General features: G+C 65.8%; 16 protein-coding genes and 1 riboswitch. Of the genes, 10 read left to right on the plus strand and 6 right to left on the minus strand.

Annotation, left to right across the window (positions count from 1 at the left end; translation table 11 throughout):
* Positions 1-67: 67 nt before the first annotated feature.
* Positions 68-1,282 (minus strand): polyhydroxyalkanoate depolymerase, encoded by a 1,215-nt coding sequence (locus L8F97_RS11855; RefSeq protein ID WP_242149957.1) that lies wholly within the window; start codon positions 1,280-1,282, stop codon positions 68-70.
* 139 nt (positions 1,283-1,421) lie between these two features.
* On the opposite strand from L8F97_RS11855, the gene L8F97_RS11860 reads away from it, so the two are divergent.
* The 4 genes from L8F97_RS11860 to L8F97_RS11875 all read left to right on the plus strand — a co-directional run bounded on the left by L8F97_RS11860 (position 1,422) and on the right by L8F97_RS11875 (position 6,395).
* A complete protein-coding gene (locus L8F97_RS11860) occupies positions 1,422-3,203 on the plus strand; it encodes an ABC transporter transmembrane domain-containing protein (RefSeq protein ID WP_242149959.1) in 1,782 nt (593 codons plus the stop codon).
* A gap of 124 nt (positions 3,204-3,327) precedes the next feature.
* Complete coding sequence (gene ubiA, locus L8F97_RS11865) at positions 3,328-4,245, plus strand: 4-hydroxybenzoate octaprenyltransferase (protein WP_242149962.1); 918 nt, start codon at positions 3,328-3,330, stop codon at positions 4,243-4,245.
* A 31-nt stretch (positions 4,246-4,276) separates the two neighbouring features.
* Positions 4,277-5,623, plus strand: a complete 1,347-nt coding sequence (locus tag L8F97_RS11870) for a TldD/PmbA family protein (protein WP_242149966.1) — start codon at positions 4,277-4,279, stop codon at positions 5,621-5,623.
* Complete coding sequence (locus L8F97_RS11875) at positions 5,616-6,395, plus strand: inositol monophosphatase family protein (RefSeq protein ID WP_313931965.1); 780 nt, start codon at positions 5,616-5,618, stop codon at positions 6,393-6,395. The genes L8F97_RS11870 and L8F97_RS11875 overlap by 8 nt, the downstream gene beginning before the upstream one ends.
* Before the next feature lie 111 nt (positions 6,396-6,506).
* Here the strand turns inward: L8F97_RS11875 and L8F97_RS11880 are convergent, their stop codons facing one another.
* The 5 genes from L8F97_RS11880 to ispH form a co-directional block, all read right to left on the minus strand.
* The gene (locus L8F97_RS11880) at positions 6,507-6,986 is read right to left on the minus strand and encodes a hypothetical protein (protein WP_242149969.1); all 480 of its coding nucleotides are present in this window, start codon (positions 6,984-6,986) and stop codon (positions 6,507-6,509) included.
* A 173-nt stretch (positions 6,987-7,159) separates the two neighbouring features.
* Positions 7,160-9,391: a phosphoribosylformylglycinamidine synthase subunit PurL gene (purL, locus tag L8F97_RS11885; RefSeq protein WP_242149972.1), complete on the minus strand. Its 2,232-nt coding sequence runs from the start codon at positions 9,389-9,391 to the stop codon at positions 7,160-7,162.
* A 66-nt stretch (positions 9,392-9,457) separates the two neighbouring features.
* Positions 9,458-9,910 carry a ribonuclease HI gene (rnhA, locus tag L8F97_RS11890; protein WP_242149975.1) on the minus strand — a complete coding sequence of 151 codons (453 nt, stop codon included), beginning with the start codon at positions 9,908-9,910 and terminating at the stop codon, positions 9,458-9,460.
* The gene (thrB, locus tag L8F97_RS11895; RefSeq protein WP_242149979.1) at positions 9,907-10,866 is read right to left on the minus strand and encodes a homoserine kinase; all 960 of its coding nucleotides are present in this window, start codon (positions 10,864-10,866) and stop codon (positions 9,907-9,909) included. The genes rnhA and thrB overlap by 4 nt, the downstream gene beginning before the upstream one ends.
* An 86-nt stretch (positions 10,867-10,952) precedes the next feature.
* Positions 10,953-11,909, minus strand: coding sequence for a 4-hydroxy-3-methylbut-2-enyl diphosphate reductase (gene ispH, locus L8F97_RS11900; protein WP_409929039.1), 957 nt, complete (start codon positions 11,907-11,909; stop codon positions 10,953-10,955).
* Between the two features lie 115 nt (positions 11,910-12,024).
* Between ispH and L8F97_RS11905 the strand changes: the two genes are divergently transcribed.
* From L8F97_RS11905 to L8F97_RS11930, 6 genes are all read left to right on the plus strand, one after another.
* Positions 12,025-12,681 carry a hypothetical protein gene (locus L8F97_RS11905; protein ID WP_242149985.1) on the plus strand — a complete coding sequence of 219 codons (657 nt, stop codon included), beginning with the start codon at positions 12,025-12,027 and terminating at the stop codon, positions 12,679-12,681.
* 109 nt (positions 12,682-12,790) lie between these two features.
* Positions 12,791-12,879, plus strand: a riboswitch (glycine riboswitch).
* Between the two features lie 173 nt (positions 12,880-13,052).
* A complete protein-coding gene (gene gcvT / locus L8F97_RS11910) occupies positions 13,053-14,213 on the plus strand; it encodes a glycine cleavage system aminomethyltransferase GcvT (RefSeq protein WP_242149988.1) in 1,161 nt (386 codons plus the stop codon).
* A 15-nt stretch (positions 14,214-14,228) separates the two neighbouring features.
* Positions 14,229-14,600 carry a glycine cleavage system protein GcvH gene (gene gcvH / locus L8F97_RS11915; RefSeq protein WP_242149992.1) on the plus strand — a complete coding sequence of 124 codons (372 nt, stop codon included), beginning with the start codon at positions 14,229-14,231 and terminating at the stop codon, positions 14,598-14,600.
* A gap of 47 nt (positions 14,601-14,647) precedes the next feature.
* Positions 14,648-16,006 carry an aminomethyl-transferring glycine dehydrogenase subunit GcvPA gene (gcvPA, locus tag L8F97_RS11920; protein ID WP_242149994.1) on the plus strand — a complete coding sequence of 453 codons (1,359 nt, stop codon included), beginning with the start codon at positions 14,648-14,650 and terminating at the stop codon, positions 16,004-16,006.
* The gene (gene gcvPB / locus L8F97_RS11925; RefSeq protein WP_242149997.1) at positions 16,003-17,577 is read left to right on the plus strand and encodes an aminomethyl-transferring glycine dehydrogenase subunit GcvPB; all 1,575 of its coding nucleotides are present in this window, start codon (positions 16,003-16,005) and stop codon (positions 17,575-17,577) included. The genes gcvPA and gcvPB overlap by 4 nt, the downstream gene beginning before the upstream one ends.
* A gap of 229 nt (positions 17,578-17,806) precedes the next feature.
* On the plus strand, positions 17,807-18,307 hold the full coding sequence (locus L8F97_RS11930; protein WP_242150000.1) for a CcdC protein domain-containing protein: 501 nt from the start codon (positions 17,807-17,809) through the stop codon (positions 18,305-18,307).
* The last annotated feature ends 22 nt before the right edge of the window (positions 18,308-18,329 follow it).

Raw genomic sequence — 18,329 nt, forward strand, 5'->3', positions numbered from 1 at the left:
AGAAAAAGGCCGGATCGTCCCGCGACGATCCGGCCTTTTTCTCGTCCCGCCAAACGGCCACCCAAGATCAGGCGTTCGCCGCCATCCACTGCTCCAGCACCGGTGCAACCTGGTTGCGCCACTTGCTGCCGTTGAAGATGCCGTAATGTCCGGCATCCACCCGGAAGTAGCGCTTCTTGTCGTCCGACAATGCGGTCGCGATGTCGAGCGCCGCCTTGGTCTGGCCAAGCCCGGAGATATCGTCGCGCACGCCTTCGATCGCGAGGATGCCGATATCGGTGATCGCCGCCGGATCGACCTTGCGGCCCCGGTGCAGCATCTCGCCTTTGGGCAGCGCGTGCTTCTGGAAGACGAGGTCGATCGTCTCGAGGTAGAACTCCGCCGTCATGTCGCAGACCGAGCGATATTCCTCGTAGAACGCCTTGGTGGTATCCGCACTCTCGTCGTCGCCCTGCACGAGATGCTTGAACATCTCCCAATGCGACATGAGGTGGTTGCCGAGGTTCATCGACATGAAACCGGCAAGTTGCAGGAAACCCGGATAGACCTTCCGCCCGGCGCCGGGATAGGTGATCGGCACCTTGACGATGACGTTCTGCTCGAACCAGCTATGCGGGCGTTCGGTGGCGAGCGTGTTGACCGCGGTCGGCGCCTCGCGCGTGTCGATCGGGCCGCCCATCAGCGCAATGGTCTTCGGACGGCACGGATTGTTGTCCGCGCTCATCACGCAGGCGGCGGCATAGACCGGCACCGATGGCTGGCACACCGCCAGCACGTTGGTGCCCGGACCCGTAGCCTCCAGGAACGCGATCACGTAGTCGACGTAATCCTCGAACCCGAACGCACCGTCGGACATCGGCGCGAGCTTGGCGTCACGCCAGTCGGTGATGTAGACGTCCGCGCTCGGCAGCATCCGCTCCACCGTGCCGCGCAGCAGCGTGGCGAAATGGCCGGACATCGGCGCGACGATCAGCAGCTTCGGCCCGCCCTCGATTCCCTCGCGGCGGAACCGCTTGAGCTGGCCGAACGGCATGCGCAGCACGATTTCTTCGGTGACGGCGACGGGCTTGCCGTCGATTACCGTGTGGGTCAGCCCGAAATGCGGCTTGCCGCGCGGGGCGGCGGCATGCGCGAACACCTCGAGCGCGGAGGCGATCACCGGCCCGCCACCGAAATAGGCGAACGGGTTGGCCGGGTTCTGGAGCAGTTCCGCACTGAAGTCGGCCATTGCGCTTGCGCCGGCCAGAAACGAGCGTTGCAGTTCATAGGCGTTATACAGCATGCGAGCCCCTTATATGATTCCGCACTGCAATAACATCCGTGAGGACGCGGAGGGTGCAAACTCATTTTTGATCGCGCTGATCGAGCCAATCGATCCATCTGCGGTGGCGTGCGCGCGGGTCCCCTGCTAATCGGCCGCGATGGCAGACATGGATCCGGTGGAGCCGCGCGGTTCCCGCAAATTGCGCAACCTCGGCATGGTCTGGCACCATGCCACGCGCTACCCCTTACAAATTGCGCTCGCGCTGATCGCCTTGGTGGTGGCGGCGGGGGCGACGCTGTTCTTCCCGGCGACGTTCAAGCAGATCGTTGACAATGGTTTCGCACAGCACGCCTCGACCACGGCGGTCGCGCCGTATTTCCACCACCTCATCATCGTCGTGCTGGTGCTCGCGCTGGCGACTGCGACGCGGTTCTACTGCGTGTCGTGGCTGGGCGAGCGCACCGTCGCCGACATTCGCGTGGCGGTGCACCGCAACCTGCTCACACTGTCGCCGGCATGGTTTGAGGAAAACCGCCCGTCCGAAATCGCCTCGCGGCTGACCTCGGACACCGCGCAGATCGAGAATGCGGTGGGCAGCACGATCTCGGTCGCGCTGCGCAGTCTGGTGATAGGGGTGGGGGGTATCCTCTATCTGTTCGCGCTCGCGCCCAAACTCGCGCTGTCGCTCATCATTGGTATTCCGATCATCATCACGCCGATTTTTCTGCTCGGGCGGCGGGTGCGGCAATATTCGCGATCGAGCCAGGATCGGGTGGCGGAAATCGGCGCGGTCGCGGTCGAGACGCTGGGCGCGATGAAGATTGTCCAGGCGTTCGGCCAGCAGGCGCGCGAGGGCGACCGTTTCCGTCAGACGGTGGACGAGAGCTTCGCTTCCGCCGAGCGCCGCTTCCGCCTGCGCGCGATCATGACCGCGCTGGTAATGGGGCTGCTGTTCGGCGCGGTGACGCTGCTGATGTGGGATACCGTCAACGACGTCGCGTCGGGCCGCTTGTCGAGCGGGTCGCTCGCCGCGTTCGTGCTGACCGCGGGGATCGTCACCGGCTCGTTCGGGTCGCTCACCGAAGTCTATGGCGACCTGTTGCGCGCATCGGGCGCAGCCGGGCGCTTATCCGAACTGCTCGCCGAACGGCCGACCATCGCCGCGCCGCCCGCGCCGGCCGCATTGCCCGAGCCGGCGCGCGGTACGGTCGAGTTTTCGCATGTCGAGTTCCGTTACCCCACCCGGCGCGACGTGGCGGCGCTGCACGACTTCACGCTGAGCGTTGCGCCGGGCGAGACGGTGGCGATCGTCGGGCCGTCCGGCGCGGGCAAGTCGACCCTGTTCCAGTTGCTCCAGCGCTTCTACGATCCCGACGCGGGCGAAGTGCGCATCGACGGCGTGGCATTGCCGGACGCCGACCCCGAGGAAATCCGCCGCCGCATCGCGATGGTGCCGCAGGATACGGTGATCTTCGGCGCGTCGGCGCGCGATAATTTGCGCTACGGCCGCTGGGACGCGAGCGACGATCAGGTGTGGGCGGCGTGCGAAGCCGCCAACGCTGCCGAGTTCCTCCGCAAGCTGCCGGACGGGCTGGACACCTTCCTTGGCGAGGGCGGCGCGCGGCTGTCCGGCGGTCAGCGCCAGCGCGTCGCAATCGCGCGCGCGCTGCTCCGCGATGCGCCGATCCTGCTGCTCGACGAGGCGACCAGCGCGCTGGATGCGGAGAGCGAGCAGCTCGTGCAGCAGGCGCTCGAACGGCTGATGGCGAACCGCACCACATTGGTGATCGCGCACCGCCTCGCCACGGTCCGCGCGGCGCAGCGCATAATTGTAATGAACGAAGGCCGCATCGTCGAGAGCGGCAGCCACGCCGAACTGATCGCCACCGGTGGCCTCTATGCGCGGCTCGCCAGCCTCCAGTTCAGCGAGGCGGCGTGAGCGCGTCCGACCTGCGTCGTTTTCCGGCGAAGGCCGGGACCCGGTCATGGGGAGGAGACAAATTGGCGCTGTGTGCCGTTATCCGTAGCCTCTTCGCACCGGGGGAGGGCCAATGGAAAAGGGCATGACTGAGGCGCAACTCACCCCCGACACCGAACATCGCGGCTTTGTCGGCATCCTCCCCGCCGCCGCCCGTCCGTTCGCGCTGCTCGCCCGCTTCGACCGTCCGATCGGCTGGTGGCTGTTGTTCTGGCCAGGTGCCTGGGGCGTCGCGCTCGCCGGTGGTGCGGTGCGGCGCTGGGACCTGATCCTGTGGCTGCTGCTCGGCAGCATCGTCATGCGTGGCGCCGGGTGTGTCTATAACGACATCGTCGATCGCGATCTCGATCGGCAGGTCGCGCGCACCCGCAGCCGCCCGCTGGCGAGCGGCGCGGTCACAGTGCGCGGGGCGTGGCTGTGGCTGGTCGCACTTTGCCTGATCGGGCTGATGGTTTGGCTGCGACTTGGCCTCTACGCGAAGATCGTAGCCTTGCTTAGCCTTGCGCTGGTGGCCGGATATCCGTTCATGAAACGCATTACCTGGTGGCCGCAGGCGTGGCTCGGCATGGTGTTCTCCTGGGCCTGCCTGGTTGGTTGGAGCGAGATCGCCGGCCGCCTCACGGCGCCTGGATTGCTGCTTTATGCGGGCTCTATCGCATGGGTGATAGGCTACGACACGATCTACGCGTTGCAGGATCGCGAGGATGATGCGTTGATCGGCGTGCGCTCGTCGGCGCTCCGCATGGGCAAGCGGGTGCGGCTTGGCGTCGGCCTGTTCTACGCTGCGGCGCTGCTGCTGTGGGCGGCGGCGCTATGGCTAATCCGCCCCGATCCACTTGCGATTGCGACCCTTTTGCCTGTGGCCATGCACTTTGCCTGGCAGGTCGGCACGCTCTCGCCCGACGACGGGGCGGGCGCGCTCGCCCGGTTCCGCTCCAACCGGTTCGCGGGATTGCTGGTGTTCTGCGCGTGTTTTGTCGTCGGAACCGTCGCGACGCTTTGACCTTCGGCACCACCGCACCTAAATCGGCCCCATGTTGACCACCGATCAGGCGCGAGACCGCGCCGCCGCCATCGTAGACCGTGCGAAAGCCGCCGGCGCCGACGCCGCCGACGCCGTGTTCGCTTCCGACACCGCGCTTGACGTATCGGTTCGGCTCGGCGCCCTTGAGGACGTTGGCCGCAGCGAAAGCGCGGAACTCGGCCTTCGGGTTTTTGCTGGCAAGCGCTCGGCCAGCGTCTCCACGTCCAATTTTACCGATGCTTCGATCGCCGCGCTGGTCGAGCGTGCCGTCGCGATGGCACGTGAGGCGCCTGAGGACGCTTGGGCCGGCCTCGCTCCGGAGGAGCGTCTGATGCACGGCGCGCCGCCGCAGCTCGATCTCGACGATGGCGGCGAGGCGTCGCCGGAGTCGCTCCGCGAAGCCGCACTCGTGGCGGAAGATGCCGCGCGCGCCGTTGCGGGCGTCACCAATAGCGAAGGCGGCTCGGCCAGTGCGTCGCGCTCCATCTGGGCGCTCGCCACCAGCCACGGTTTCGCGGCGTCCTATGCCACGACCAGCTACGGCCTGTCGGCAAGCGTGCTGGCGGGAGCGGGCGGGGAAATGGTGCGCGACTACGCGTATCACTCGACGCGCCGGCGCCGCGATCTCGAAAGCGCCGAAGCGATCGGCGTCCGCGCCGGTGAGCGCGCGGTCGCGCGTGCCAATCCGGGTAGGATCGAGAGCGGCGCGATGCCGGTCCTGTTCGACCCGCGGGTCGGTTCGAGTCTGCTCGGTCATTTCCTGGGCGCGATCAGCGGGCAGGCGATCACGCGGCGAACCAGTTTCCTGCTCGACGCGCTCGGTAGCGCGGTGTTCGCGCCGGGCGTAGAGATCGCGGACGATCCGCACCGCCCGCGCGGGCTCCGCTCGCGGCCGTTCGACGGTGAGGGGCTGCCGGTATCACCGATGGCGATCGTGCAGGACGGCATTCTCGAAACCTGGCTGCTCGACAGCGCCTCGGCACGCCAACTCGGGTTGGAGCCGACCGGTCATGCCGCGCGCGGTATCGGCGGTGCGCCGGGCGTCTCGACCAGCAATCTGCACATGGCGGCGGGGCATCAGTCGGTGCAGGCGCTGCTCGGCGGCATCACGCGCGGCATCTACGTAACTGAGCTGATCGGCATGGGGGTGAACGGCGTAACGGGTGATTACAGCCGTGGCGCCGCCGGTTTCCTGATCGAGAATGGCGAGATTACCACGCCCGTCGCGGAATTGACGATCGCGGGCAATCTCAAGGACATGTACCGGGAACTTACCCCTGCCAACGATCTTGAATTCCGATATGCCACCAACGTGCCGACGATCCGCATCGACGGGATGACGGTCGCGAGTGGTTGAATCGCTTGCCGACGCCATCGCCGCGATCGCGGCTGAGGCTGGCGCGCTGGCGATGGCGCGCTGGAAGACGGATTTTGGGCGGTGGGAGAAATCACCCGGCGATCCGGTAAGCGACGTTGATCTTGAAGTGGACGCGTTGCTCCATGCCCGCCTCTCCGAACTCGATCCGGTAGCGGGCTGGTTGTCCGAAGAGACTGCAGACAGTGGCGCGCGATTGTCATGCCAGCGCTTATGGGTGGTCGATCCGATCGATGGCACCCGTGATTATCTGCGCGGTCGGGTCGGCTGGGCCGTCTCGGTAGCGTTGGTTGACGGCAATATACCGGTGGTGGGCGTGCTCGACGCCCCTGCCCGTAGCGAAGTGTGGCGTGCTGTGCGCGGCGAAGGGGCAACGCGCAACGGTGTACCGTTACGCGCGAGCGCCCGCCTGGATATCGCCGGTGCGCGTGTGCCGACCGACGCACTGCCTAAGGCGGACCGCGATCTTGTTATCGTTGAGAAGCCGAATTCGATTGCGCTCCGGATTGCGATGGTTGCAGCGGACGAAGCCGATCTTGTCGCCACCGCCCGCTGGGGCCACGAGTGGGACATTGCTGCCGCCGCGCTGATCGCGACTGAGGCAGGCGCCGTCGTTACCGACGCGCTGGGCGGTCTGCTTGCCTTCAACACCGCGCGGGCCGAGGCGTTTGGCATCCTTGCTGCCGCACCCGGCATCCACGCCGCCGCAACAACCCGCCTTCGCGAGAGGGCGCTAGCAGCAAGCGCCACCTGACAGGGTTCGGTACCTCGTGCCCGGCGCGCTTACGCGGCTAGGATTGCGTCGGCCGGCTAACTCCTACATGTCGCCAGTAAGTTCGGCCAAGTGCGACGATTTCGCGCTCGATCAGCGTTTCCAGCGTGACGCCCAACGCGTGAGCAGTGCAACCGGCAGGCCGAGTAGCGCGACATGCAGGGGGATCTGCACCGCCATTTCACGTGCCGTCAGATCGAGAAATGCCGGAGGCCAATCGCGTGGTGCGGCAAGCGTGCTGCGTACCATCCACGCAAGCGTGCCGAACGCGGCTCCGCTGATACGCCAGTGGCGATTGAGCCCGGTCATACGAATGGACGCGACGACATACAGATCAACCAACACCGCGATCACACTGAAATGCACCAGCAGGCCAAGCACCGGCCCCATCACCGGCCCCTGCCAGGCGGCATCTCCGATCACGCCGCTAGCGATGCCGGTCAGCATCGCTGCCGGGCTTCCGCCCGACCAGATCGCGCCGGCGAAGCCAGCGAGCAGCAGCAGTGTGCCGGTCAGCGCCGTCGCCAGTACAAGGCCCCGCAGCGTGCCCGATCGGGTATAAGGTGTCGTCATGCCAGACCTCACTCGGTGCCTGGCGCGAACGATACGATCCGCCGCGATGGGCGTAAATGGCGCAGCGTACGGTGTGAGCGCCTGAAGAGTATCAAAGCGGAGCAGTCCACGAACAGACGGCTGATCCTTAGGCCGCTCCCGCATCTGCCGCGGCAGCTTCAGGTGCCACCGGATCAGGCGATCACGTCTCCCATAAACGCGGGGAAGAAGCCTTCGTGCGCTGCACGCAGATCGGCGAGCGTCACCACGTGATCATCATCGGGTAGTTCGAAGATGATGCGGTCGGCGATGGTGCGGCCGATCCGCTCGATCTCGACGCCCGCCGCATAACCCCGCTTCAACGTCTCCATCAGCAGGTGGTCGGCAACCGTTGCTACATACAGCCCCTGATCCTCGCCGAACAACGCGCACGCGACTCCGCACGGCAGGGGCGCGTTGAGCATGGCGCCGACACCGCCGGCCAGCGCCATCTCCGCAATCGTGACCGCAACGCCGCCATCCGACACATCGTGCACCGCCGTCAGTGCGCCGGCACGGATGCCCGCCCGTACGAAGTCGCCGGCGGCACGCTCGGCATCGAGATCGACCGGGGGCGGTGCGCCATCCTCGCGCCCGTGAATTTCACGCAGCCACAGCGACTGGCCAAGGTGGCCGGTGCGGCTGCCGATCAGCACGATCACATCGCCAGTGCTCTTGAACGCAACGGTCGCGGACTTGGACCAGTCGGCCAGCAGGCCGATGCCGCCGATCGCCGGGGTCGGCAGAATCGCCGAGCCGCCGCCGGTCGCCTTCGATTCGTTGTAGAGCGAAACGTTGCCGCTCACGATCGGGAAGTCTAGCGCACGGCAGGCATCGCCCATGCCGTCAAGGCAACCGGTAAGCTGCGCCATGATTTCGGGACGCTGCGGGTTGGCGAAGTTGAGGCAATTGGTCACCGCGAGCGGCTTCGCGCCGACCGCCGACAGGTTACGGTAGCATTCGGCGATCGCCTGCTTGCCGCCCTCATAGGGGTCGGCATAACAATAGCGCGGGGTGCAATCGGTGCTGATCGCAATGCCTTTTTGCGTGCCATGGACGCGCACCACCGCCGCATCGCCGCCGGGGCGCTGCACGGTATCGCCGCCGACCTGCGTGTCGTACTGCTCCCAAATCCACCGCCGCGACGCGATGTCGGGGGAGCCCATCAGCTTGAGCAGGTCGCCGCAGATGTCCGTGGTGGTCGGCAGATCGTCGAGCGGCTTGACGCCGGCCCAAGCCTTGTACTCATCCCGGCTGACCGAGGGGCGGTCATACAGCGGGGCCTCGTCGGCAAGCGGTGCGAGCGGGATGTCGCACACCGTGTCGCCGTTCCATGTAAGCACCATGCGGCCGGTGTCGGTCACGGTGCCGATCACCGCGAAATCCAGCTCCCACTTGCGGAAGATCGCTTCGGCGAAGTCCTCACGGCCGGGCTTGAGCACCATGAGCATTCGCTCCTGGCTTTCGCTCAGCATCATCTCGTATGGGGTCATGCCGGTTTCTCGCTGCGGCACCGCGTTCATGTCGAGTTCGATGCCCACGCCGCCCTTCGACGCCATTTCCACCGAGGAGGAGGTGAGGCCGGCCGCGCCCATGTCCTGAATGGCGACAATCGCGTCGCTCGCCATCAGTTCAAGGCACGCCTCGATCAGCAGCTTTTCGGTGAAGGGATCGCCGACTTGCACGGTCGGTCGCTTGGCATCAGAATCCTCGCCGAAATCGGCCGATGCCATCGTCGCACCATGAATGCCGTCGCGGCCGGTCTTGGAGCCGACATAGACGATCGGATTGCCGATGCCCGAGGCGGCCGAATAGAAGATCTTGTCGGTATCGGCGATGCCGACCGTCATCGCGTTGACGAGGATGTTGCCGTCATACGCCTTGTGGAAGTTCACTTCGCCGCCGACGGTCGGTACGCCGACGCAGTTGCCGTAGCCGCCGATGCCGTGGACGACGCCCGCAATCAGGTGGCGCATCTTGGGATGATCGGGCGAGCCGAAGCGCAAAGCGTTCATGTTGGCGATCGGCCGCGCGCCCATCGTGAACACATCGCGCAGGATGCCGCCCACGCCGGTCGCGGCGCCCTGATACGGCTCGATGTACGAGGGGTGGTTGTGCGACTCCATCTTGAAGATCGCCGCCTGCCCGTCGCCGATGTCGACCACGCCGGCATTCTCGCCCGGGCCGCAGATCACCTGTGGTCCGGTGGTGGGGAGCTTCTTGAGGTGGATGCGGCTCGATTTGTAGCTGCAATGCTCCGACCACATCACCGAAAAGATGCCGAGTTCGGTCAGGTTCGGCTCGCGGCCGAGCGCCTTCAGCACGCGGGCATATTCGTCTTCGGACAGCCCGTGCTGGGCGACGATCTCGGGGGTGATCTGGCTCATGTCTGCGCCATAGCGAGGTGATGCGCGTTCGTCACCACCCGCCGAGCGGTTGCGTGAACGCGAGGTTCAGCCGCGCCGCCCGGCTGCCACCGCCGCATCGCTGGCGAGTCGGTCGGCGCGCTCGTTCTCCGGGTGGCCGGCATGGCCCTTAACCCATTTCCATTCGATACGGTGCGGCTTGGCGGCGGCGAGCAGCGCTTGCCACAGTTCCGCGTTCTTGACCGGCTTCTTGTCGGCGGTTTTCCAGCCGTTCTTTTGCCAGCCCTTGATCCACTTGGTGAGGCCGTCCATCACGTAACGGCTGTCGGTGGAAAGCGTGACCTGGCAGGGGCGGGAGAGGGCGGTCAGTCCCTCGATCGCCGCTGTCATCTCCATGCGGTTGTTGGTGGTCAGCGCCTCGCCACCGGACAGCTCCTTTTCGGCAGCGCCCATGCGCAGCACCACGCCCCAGCCGCCTGGGCCGGGATTGCCCTTGCAGGCACCGTCGGTGAAGATTTCTACCTTGTCGAGTTCGTTCATGTCAGGTGTTTCACCAAATCAGGATTGTAGTGCGAGAGCCGCCGCAGATAGGCGAGCGGGTCTTTCCGCGTCACCAGCGCATCGGCAGGTGTATTGAGCCAGTCCCACGCGCGCGACAGTGCGAAGCGAATGCACGCGCCGCTGGCGAGCAACGGGAACGCTGCCGTCTCATGCGGTTGCAGCGCGAAACCGCTCGTATAGCCGCGGATCAGCGCCTCGCCCGTGGCGGCATGATAGGTCGCGCCGCTCGCATCGAAGCTCCACGCGCTGTGCATGATGGCAAGATCATAGACGCGCAGGTCGGTGCAGGCGAAGTAGAAGTCGATCAGGCCAGAAACGTGATCGCCGAGCATCAGCACGTTGTCCGGAAACAGATCAGCGTGGATGGGAATGCGATCGAACCCATCATCGGGCCAAGCAGCAGTCACCACGTCCAAGGCGTGACCGAGATCGTCGTACAGGCCGGGCGCGATCTCGTCGAGGCTGCGGCCGCAGCGCTCGAACAGCGGGCGCCAACTCGGCATCCCCATCGAATTTTCACGCGCGCCGCCAAAATCGGCGACAGCAGCGTGCATCTCCGCCATCGCGCGTCCCGCCGCCTCCGCCTGGGCAGGCGTCGGGTGAGAGACTGACACGCCCGACAAGAACTTGATGAGGCAGGCGGGGCGGCCTTCCAGGTCCTGTATCGCTACGCCGCGCCGGTCCTTGATCGCTGGCGGTACGTTCAGCCCCTTGGCGGCGAGGTGTTCGAGCAGCGCCATGAAGAACGGCAGATCATCCGCAGCGACTCGTTTCTCGTAAAGCGTCAGGATGAAGCGGCCGATCCTCGTGTCGACGAGGTAATTGGTGTTCTCCACCCCCTCTGCGATACCCTTGGCGGAGATCAGTTCGCCGCAATCGTAGCGCGCGAGGAAGGTGGACAGCGCCTCGGCTGACACGTGCGTGTAAACGGCCATGCAATCGGGGTTCCGGGAATGAGCGAGCGTTCAGACCTAAGCGCCGCTCCACATGCGGGAAACGGGCAAAAGCGGCAGCGCCGGACTTAGGCCACAGCCTCAAGCCCGCGCGGCAGCTTGAACGAGATCGTCTCACGCGTCGTCTCCACCTCGCGCTCGACGATGTCGAAGCGTTCGGCCAGCTTGGCGACGAGATCGCGCACCAGCACCTCGGGCGCCGACGCGCCCGCGCTGATGCCGAGCGTCTTCACGCCGTTCAGAAACGCGAAATCGAGCTCTGCCGCGCAGGGAATAAGTTGCGCCGGTGTGCCCTCGCGCCGTGACACCTCCACCAGCCGCACCGAATTGGACGAATTATGCGCGCCGATCACCAGCATCGCGTCGCAATCCTGCGCGATTGCCTTGACCGCTTCCTGCCGGTTGGAGGTAGCGTAGCAAATGTCTTCGCCGCGCGGCCCCTCGATGGTGGGGAACTTGGCTTTCAAAGCCGCGACGATCTCGGCCGTGTCGTCGACCGAGAGGGTGGTCTGCGTCAGAAAGGCTAGGTTGTCCGGGTCGACCGGCGCGAACGCGGCCACATCCGCGCAAGTCTCCAGCAGCGTCATCGCCCCCGGCGGCACCTGGCCGAGCGTACCGATCACCTCCGGGTGGCCGGCATGGCCGATAAAGACGATGTGGCGACCGTTCTGAACGTGGCGCTCGGCCTGACGGTGGACTTTCGACACCAAAGGGCAGGTCGCATCCAGCCACGAAAGGCCACGTACCGTCGCTTCGGCCGGCACCGATTTGGGCACGCCGTGCGCAGAAAATACCACCGGTGCCTCGTCCGGCACCTCGTCGAGTTCCTCGACGAAAACCGCGCCCTTCGCCTTTAGCGCGTCGACGACGTGCTTGTTGTGGACGATCTCGTGGCGGACATAGACCGGGGCGCCATGTTTCGCGATCGCGAGTTCGACGATCTGGATGGCGCGGTCAACGCCGGCGCAGAAGCCGCGAGGGGCGGCGATCAGCAGATCGAGCCGCGGTTTGCTGGACATCATCATTGCCATGACCCTCTACGCGATTGCTTGCACGGGCGGAAGCCGGTTCCTATGGTGCAATGCCATCGGGGCCGGGCGATCACAAGCTGCGGCCCCTTCCTTCGTGACTAAGGTGCGTATGTTTCCCACAGGCCGCAAGATCGCCGTTCCCGCGCTGCTCACCATTCTCGCGACGGGACTCGCCGGATGTTCCTCGGTCGGTGAGTTCGACGAGACAGGCGGCATCTCCGCGATCCGCTCGGCCTGCCCGACGGTGGAGGTCGCGGCGGCAACGGGCAACGTGACTTTGTTCAACCCACCGACGAGCCGCGATGCGCGTGCGATCGACGTCGAGGCGTCGCTCACCAACGTGCGGTCGACCTGCAACGACCAGAGCGACGACATCGCGACCAACATCACCTTCGAAGTGCGCGCGCGTCGCGCATCTGCGGCAGGCGCGCGCGACGTCACGCTACCGTATTTTATCGCGGTCATGCAGGGCGGCAGCGCAGTCGTCGCCAAGCGCGTCGGCCATGTCTCGCTCCACTTCGATGCCGGCCAGTCGCGCGCCAGCGCCACCGCGACCGGCGATGCCAGTGTCTCCAAGGCGGCCGCGACATTGTCAAAGGAGGTCCGTGACAAGCTGACCGAGAAGCGCAAGGCAGGCGATGCCGACGCCGCGACCGATCCGCTGACCCGGCCCGACATCCGTCAGGCGGTAGCACGCGCCACGTTCGAGGCGCTTGTCGGCTTCCAGCTCACCGACGATCAGTTGAAGTATAACGCCACGCGTTGAAACCGGGTCTGCGTGTGTTGCGCGAGTGGCGGAGGGCTGCGCGCCATTCGCGATTGACTCGTCTGCTGCACCGCGTCAGACCGAAATCGTCGATGCCGGGCAACCGGCATGGGCAGGCACGGGAGAGTGCGGGGAGACTCGCCGCCGAAGGAGCAACCGCCCCGGAATCTCTCAGGCAAAGTGGACCGTGCCGGCCGAATCGACACTCTGGAAAGCGGCTACGCTCGTTTTGCGCAGCCCACCGAAGGGGTAAACCGTCCGGTCTCGCCGGTGGTGAAAGCTCTCAGGTTCCGTGACAGAGGGGGCGGCGGATCATGGCGCAAGGCGCGCGCTGTGCTACGCCGTCAGACCTATTGTTCACGGAGACCGGCATGAGCGACGCAGACCTGATCGACGAAACCGGTGAAGAACCTGCAATCCTGACGTTGCCGCTCGATGCGTGGCACCGCGCGCAGGGTGGCCGCATGGTCGAATTCGCCGGATATTACATGCCGGTCCAGTACGACGGCATCATGGCCGAGCATCTGTGGGTGCGCGAGTCGGCCGGCTTGTTCGACGTCAGCCACATGGGCCAGTTGCTGTTCCGCACCGAGGATGGTGCCGACCTCGACGGCGCGCTCGAAGCCGTGCTGCCGGGCGATATCGCCAACCTCAAGCCCGGCCGTCAGCGGTATTCGCTGCTGCTTGCCGAAGACGGCGGCATCCTCGACGATCTGATGGTGACGCGCCTGCCGGAGGCCAATCCGTTCGATGTGACCGGCCTCTACATGGTCGTCAACGGCGCGACCAAGTACGACGACATCTCGTATTTCCTCGATCGATTGCCCGAGGACGTGCTCATCAACCACATGGAAGATCAGGCGCTGCTCGCGCTGCAAGGCCCCAAGGCGGTCGACGCGCTGGCACGGCTGGTGCCGGGCGTGCGCGATCTGGTGTTCATGTCGGCAGCGCCGTTCGAATGGGACGGCAAGCCGCTGTGGATCGGCCGCTCGGGCTACACCGGCGAGGACGGTTTCGAGATTTCGATCGACGGCGAACATGCCGAGGCGCTCGCCACCGCTTTGTGCGCCGAGCCCGAGGTTAAGCCGATCGGCCTGGGCGCGCGCGATTCGCTGCGGCTTGAAGCTGGCTTGCCGCTGTACGGCCACGATCTCGATGAGACGATAACGCCGGTGATGGCCGATCTCGGCTTCGCACTGTCCAAACGCCGCCGCGAGGAGGCGAACTTCCTCGGAGCGACCCGTATTCTTGCCGAGCGCGAGGCGGGTGCCGCCGTCAAGCGTGTCGGTCTGCTTGTCGAGGGTCGCCAGCCGGTGCGCGAGGGCGCCGCGGTGCTCGACGCGAACGGCGGCGAAGTCGGCCGCGTCACCTCGGGCGGGTTCGCGCCGTCGGTCAATGCGCCGATCGCGATGGCGTTCGTACCCGCCGCGATGGCTGCGCCCGGCACCCGTATCCAGTTGCAGCAGCGCGGCAAGGTCCACAGCGCGACCGTCGCCGCGATGCCATTCGTTTCCCACCGCTACGTCCGCTAAACAGGAGGCCCGCACATGAGCCGGTATTTCACGCAAGATCACGAATGGGTCGATGTCGAAGGCGATACCGGCACGGTCGGCATCACCGAGTTTGCACAAGGGCAGCTCGGCGACATCGTATTCGTCGACGTTCCCGAGGCGGGCAAGACGCTGACCAAAGGCGGTGACGCCGCCGTGGTGGAGAGCGTCAAGGCTGCGTCCGACGTCTACGCGCCGGTGTCCGGCACGGTAACCGAAGGCAACGCCGCGCTCACCGATTCGCCAGCACTGGTGAACGAGGATGCCGAAGGGCAGGGGTGGTTCTTCAAGCTGACGCTGTCCGATCCGTCGGAGCTGTCCGGCCTGATGGACGAAGCCGCCTACGCCGCGTTCGTCGCCAAGCAGTAACCCGAACACGCCTCTCTCGCCTGCGTGCGGGAGGGGAGGAGACCTTGATGCGTTACCTGCCGCTAACCGATACCGACCGCCAGGCGATGCTCGCCACCGTCGGCGCTGCCACGATCGACGATCTGTTCGTCGACGTGCCGGAGGCCGCGCGCCTCTCCGGGCCGATCGCCGGTCTGCCGATGCACGCCAGCGAAATGGCGGTCGAACGCCACATGAGCGCGCTTGCCGGCAAGAACGTGGCAGCGGGATCGGTGCCGTTCTTCCTCGGCTGCGGTGCGTACAAACATCATGTGCCCGCCAGCGTCGATCACATCATCCAGCGCGGCGAGTTTCTCACCGCCTACACGCCGTACCAGCCCGAAATCGCGCAGGGTACGTTGCAGGTGATGTTCGAGTTCCAGACGCAGGTAGCCCGGCTGCTCGGCACCGATGTGGCGAATGCGTCGATGTACGACGGTTCGACCGCATGCTGGGAAGCGATCGGCATGGCGCGGCGCATCACCAAGCGTGCCAAAGCGATCCTGTCGCCGGGGCTTCACCCGCATTACGTTTCCGTCGCAAAGACGATGGCGAAATACACTGGCGATGCACTCGACACGGCAGCGCCCACGCTGAACGACGATGCCGGCATCGACGCGCTGATCGCCAAGATCGACGGTGATACCTCCTGCGTGGTGGTGCAATATCCCGACATCCTCGGCCGCATCGCCGATCTGACCGCGCTCGCCGACGCTTGCCACGCCAACAAGGCACTGTTGATCGCCGTCGTCACCGAACCCGTTGCGTTGGGCGCGATCCGTTCGCCGGGCGAGATGGATGCCGATATCGTGGTGGGCGAAGGCCAGTCGCTCGGCGTGGGTCTCCAGTTCGGCGGGCCGTACGTCGGGCTGTTCGGTTGCAAGGACAAATATGTCCGCCAGATGCCTGGCCGGCTGTGCGGCGAAACCGTCGATGCCGAGGGCAAGCGCGGCTTCGTACTGACGCTCTCGACGCGTGAGCAGCATATTCGTCGCGAGAAGGCGACCTCGAACATCTGCACATCCTCGGTACTGTGCGCGCTGGCGATGTCGGCGCACATGACGTTGCTGGGTGAGGCGGGTTTGCGTCGGCTGGCGGAGATCAACCATCTCGGTGCCTCGGCGGCGGCCGATCGCTTGGCGCAGGTGCCGGGTGTCGAAGTGGTCAACGGCGCGTTTTTCAACGAATTCACACTGAAGCTTTCCAAGGAAGCGCGGCCGATCGTCCGCGCGCTTGCCGATCGTGGGATCCTGGCGGGCGTGTCGCTGGGACGGCTCTATCCGGGCGAGGGAGATCTGGCGAACGGCCTCGTCGTGGCCGTGACCGAAACCACCACCCAAGACGATGTCGAAGCGCTTGCTCAGGCGCTCGCGGAGGAACTGGCATGACGATCAATGCAAGCGGCTGGCGTCCTGAGCGCCCCGAGACGAGCGCCGACACCGCACCCGCCACCTTCACCGGCAACCGAGCGCTGATGCTGGACGAGCCGCTGATCTTCGAGGTCGGCTCGACCGAGACGACGGGCGTCGATCTTGCCGAAGTGCCGACTGGCACGTTGCGGCTGGGCGGGCTGGAGCGCGCGCGTGAGATCGGTCTTCCCGGCCTGTCCGAGCCGGAAACGATGCGGCACTACACTCGGCTAAGCCGGCAGAATTACGCGATCGACCTCGGTCTATTCCCGCTCGGGTCGTGCACGATGAAGCACAACCCGCGTCTCAACGAGAAGATGGCGCGGCTGCCAGGCTTCGCGGACGTCCACCCGTTGCAGCCGGTCGATACCGTGCAGGGCGCGTTCGGGGTGATCCACGAACTCGCTGAATGGCTGATCACGCTGACCGGCATGCATTCGGTCGCGATGAGCCCCAAGGCGGGCGCGCACGGTGAACTCTGCGGCATCCTCGCGATCAAGGCCGCGCTCGACGCCAAGGGCGAGGGCGCACGCAAGGTGATCCTCGTGCCGGAAAGCGCGCACGGCACCAACCCGGCGACGGCGGCATTCGCGGGCTATACGGTGGAGAACATCCCGGCGAGCGATGCCGGGCGGATCGACACCGACGCGCTGCTCGCGCGGCTCGCACCGGACGTGGCGGCGGTGATGATCACCAATCCCAACACCTGCGGTTTGTTCGAACGCGACATGAAGACCATCTCCGACGCGGTCCACGCGGTCGGCGGGTTCGTCTATTGTGACGGCGCCAATTTCAACGCGATCGTCGGCAAGGTGCGGCCGGGCGATCTCGGCATCGATGCGATGCACATCAACCTGCACAAGACCTTCTCGACCCCGCATGGCGGTGGTGGTCCGGGCTCCGGGCCGGTGGTGCTGTCGGAGGCGCTGTCGCCGTTCGCGCCGCTGCCGTTCGTGGCGCGTCAGGCCGACGGCAAGTTCGCGCTGATCGAGGAAGAGAGTGCGGGCGACGATCATCCGCACAGCTTTGGCCGGATGGTCGCGTTCCACGGCCAGATGGGCATGTTCACCCGTGCGCTGACCTACATTCTTAGCCACGGCGCGGACGGTCTGCGGCAGGTGGCGGAGGATGCGGTGCTCAACGCCAATTACATCCTACGCAGCCTAGAGGGCACGCTGCACGCGCCGTTCGCCGCTTCCGGTCCGTGCATGCACGAGGCACTGTTCTCCGACGACGGATTGGCCGATGGCTTCTCGACGCTCGACGTGGCCAAGGGTCTGATCGATGAGGGTTTCCACCCGATGACGGTGTACTTCCCGCTCGTCGTGCACGGTGCGATGCTGGTCGAGCCGACCGAGACCGAGAGCAAGGCGGGTATCGACCAGTTCATCGGCGCGCTGCGCTCGGTGGCGGAGCGTGCCAAGGCGGGTGACGCCACCCTCAAGACCGCGCCGCATTTCGCGCCGCGCAGCCGACTCGACGAGACGCAGGCGGCGCGCAAGCCCGTGCTGGTATGGCGCGAACCGGTGCTGGCGGCGGCGGCAGAGTAACGCTTCCCGGAACGGAGAGAAGCATGCGCGGATGGAGGCTGGCTGCGGGATGCCAGCCTCTTACGCCTTGCTTCGACGTGGCTGACGTTTTCTGCGGGCGTGTTCGAATCCGCTTGAGGCATCGCTCACCCGTAGATCGGGCCTCTATTGAGCTTCCGGCGTTCCGCTGGCACACCAACGCATCGTAGCGCCAGCGATCTTTCGGCACAGCGCAACGAAGGGGGTCGCGATGCAGGTTCAGCCCGGTCACGTCGTGCAATATCTCATTCCGGCAGCGATCTTCCTTGTTGCGATGGCGCTGCGGGCGCGGCGTATGTCGCAAGTCCGCCCGCTTCAGGTCGAACGGTTGTGGATTTTCCCTGCGCTCTACGCGGCGGTGTGCGTGTATTTGCTGGTCGAGTTCCCGCCGACGCTGATCGGCTGGCTGTGGTGCGCCGTGGCGTTGGCGGGCGGCAGTGTGCTCGGGTGGCAACGTGGCAAGACAATGCGGATCACCGTCGATCCCGCTACACATCAGCTCAACCAGAAGGCGTCGCTCGCGGGCATGGCGTTCCTGTTCGTGCTGGTCGCGATTCGCGCCGGCGCGCGCATGGAAGGGCGGGCGATGCACCTCGACCTGAATACGATCACGGTCGTCCTCGCGCTGTTCGCGCTCGGCCTGTTTGCGGTGCAGCGTGTTGAAATGTACCTGCGCGCCAAGCGTCTGCTCGCCGCCGCACGCGCGGGCTGATTGCGGCGGCGGTGCTTCCCCG

The sequence above is a fragment of the Sphingomonas sp. BAUL-RG-20F-R05-02 genome (assembly GCF_022662305.1).
GTDB lineage: Bacteria > Pseudomonadota > Alphaproteobacteria > Sphingomonadales > Sphingomonadaceae > Sphingomonas.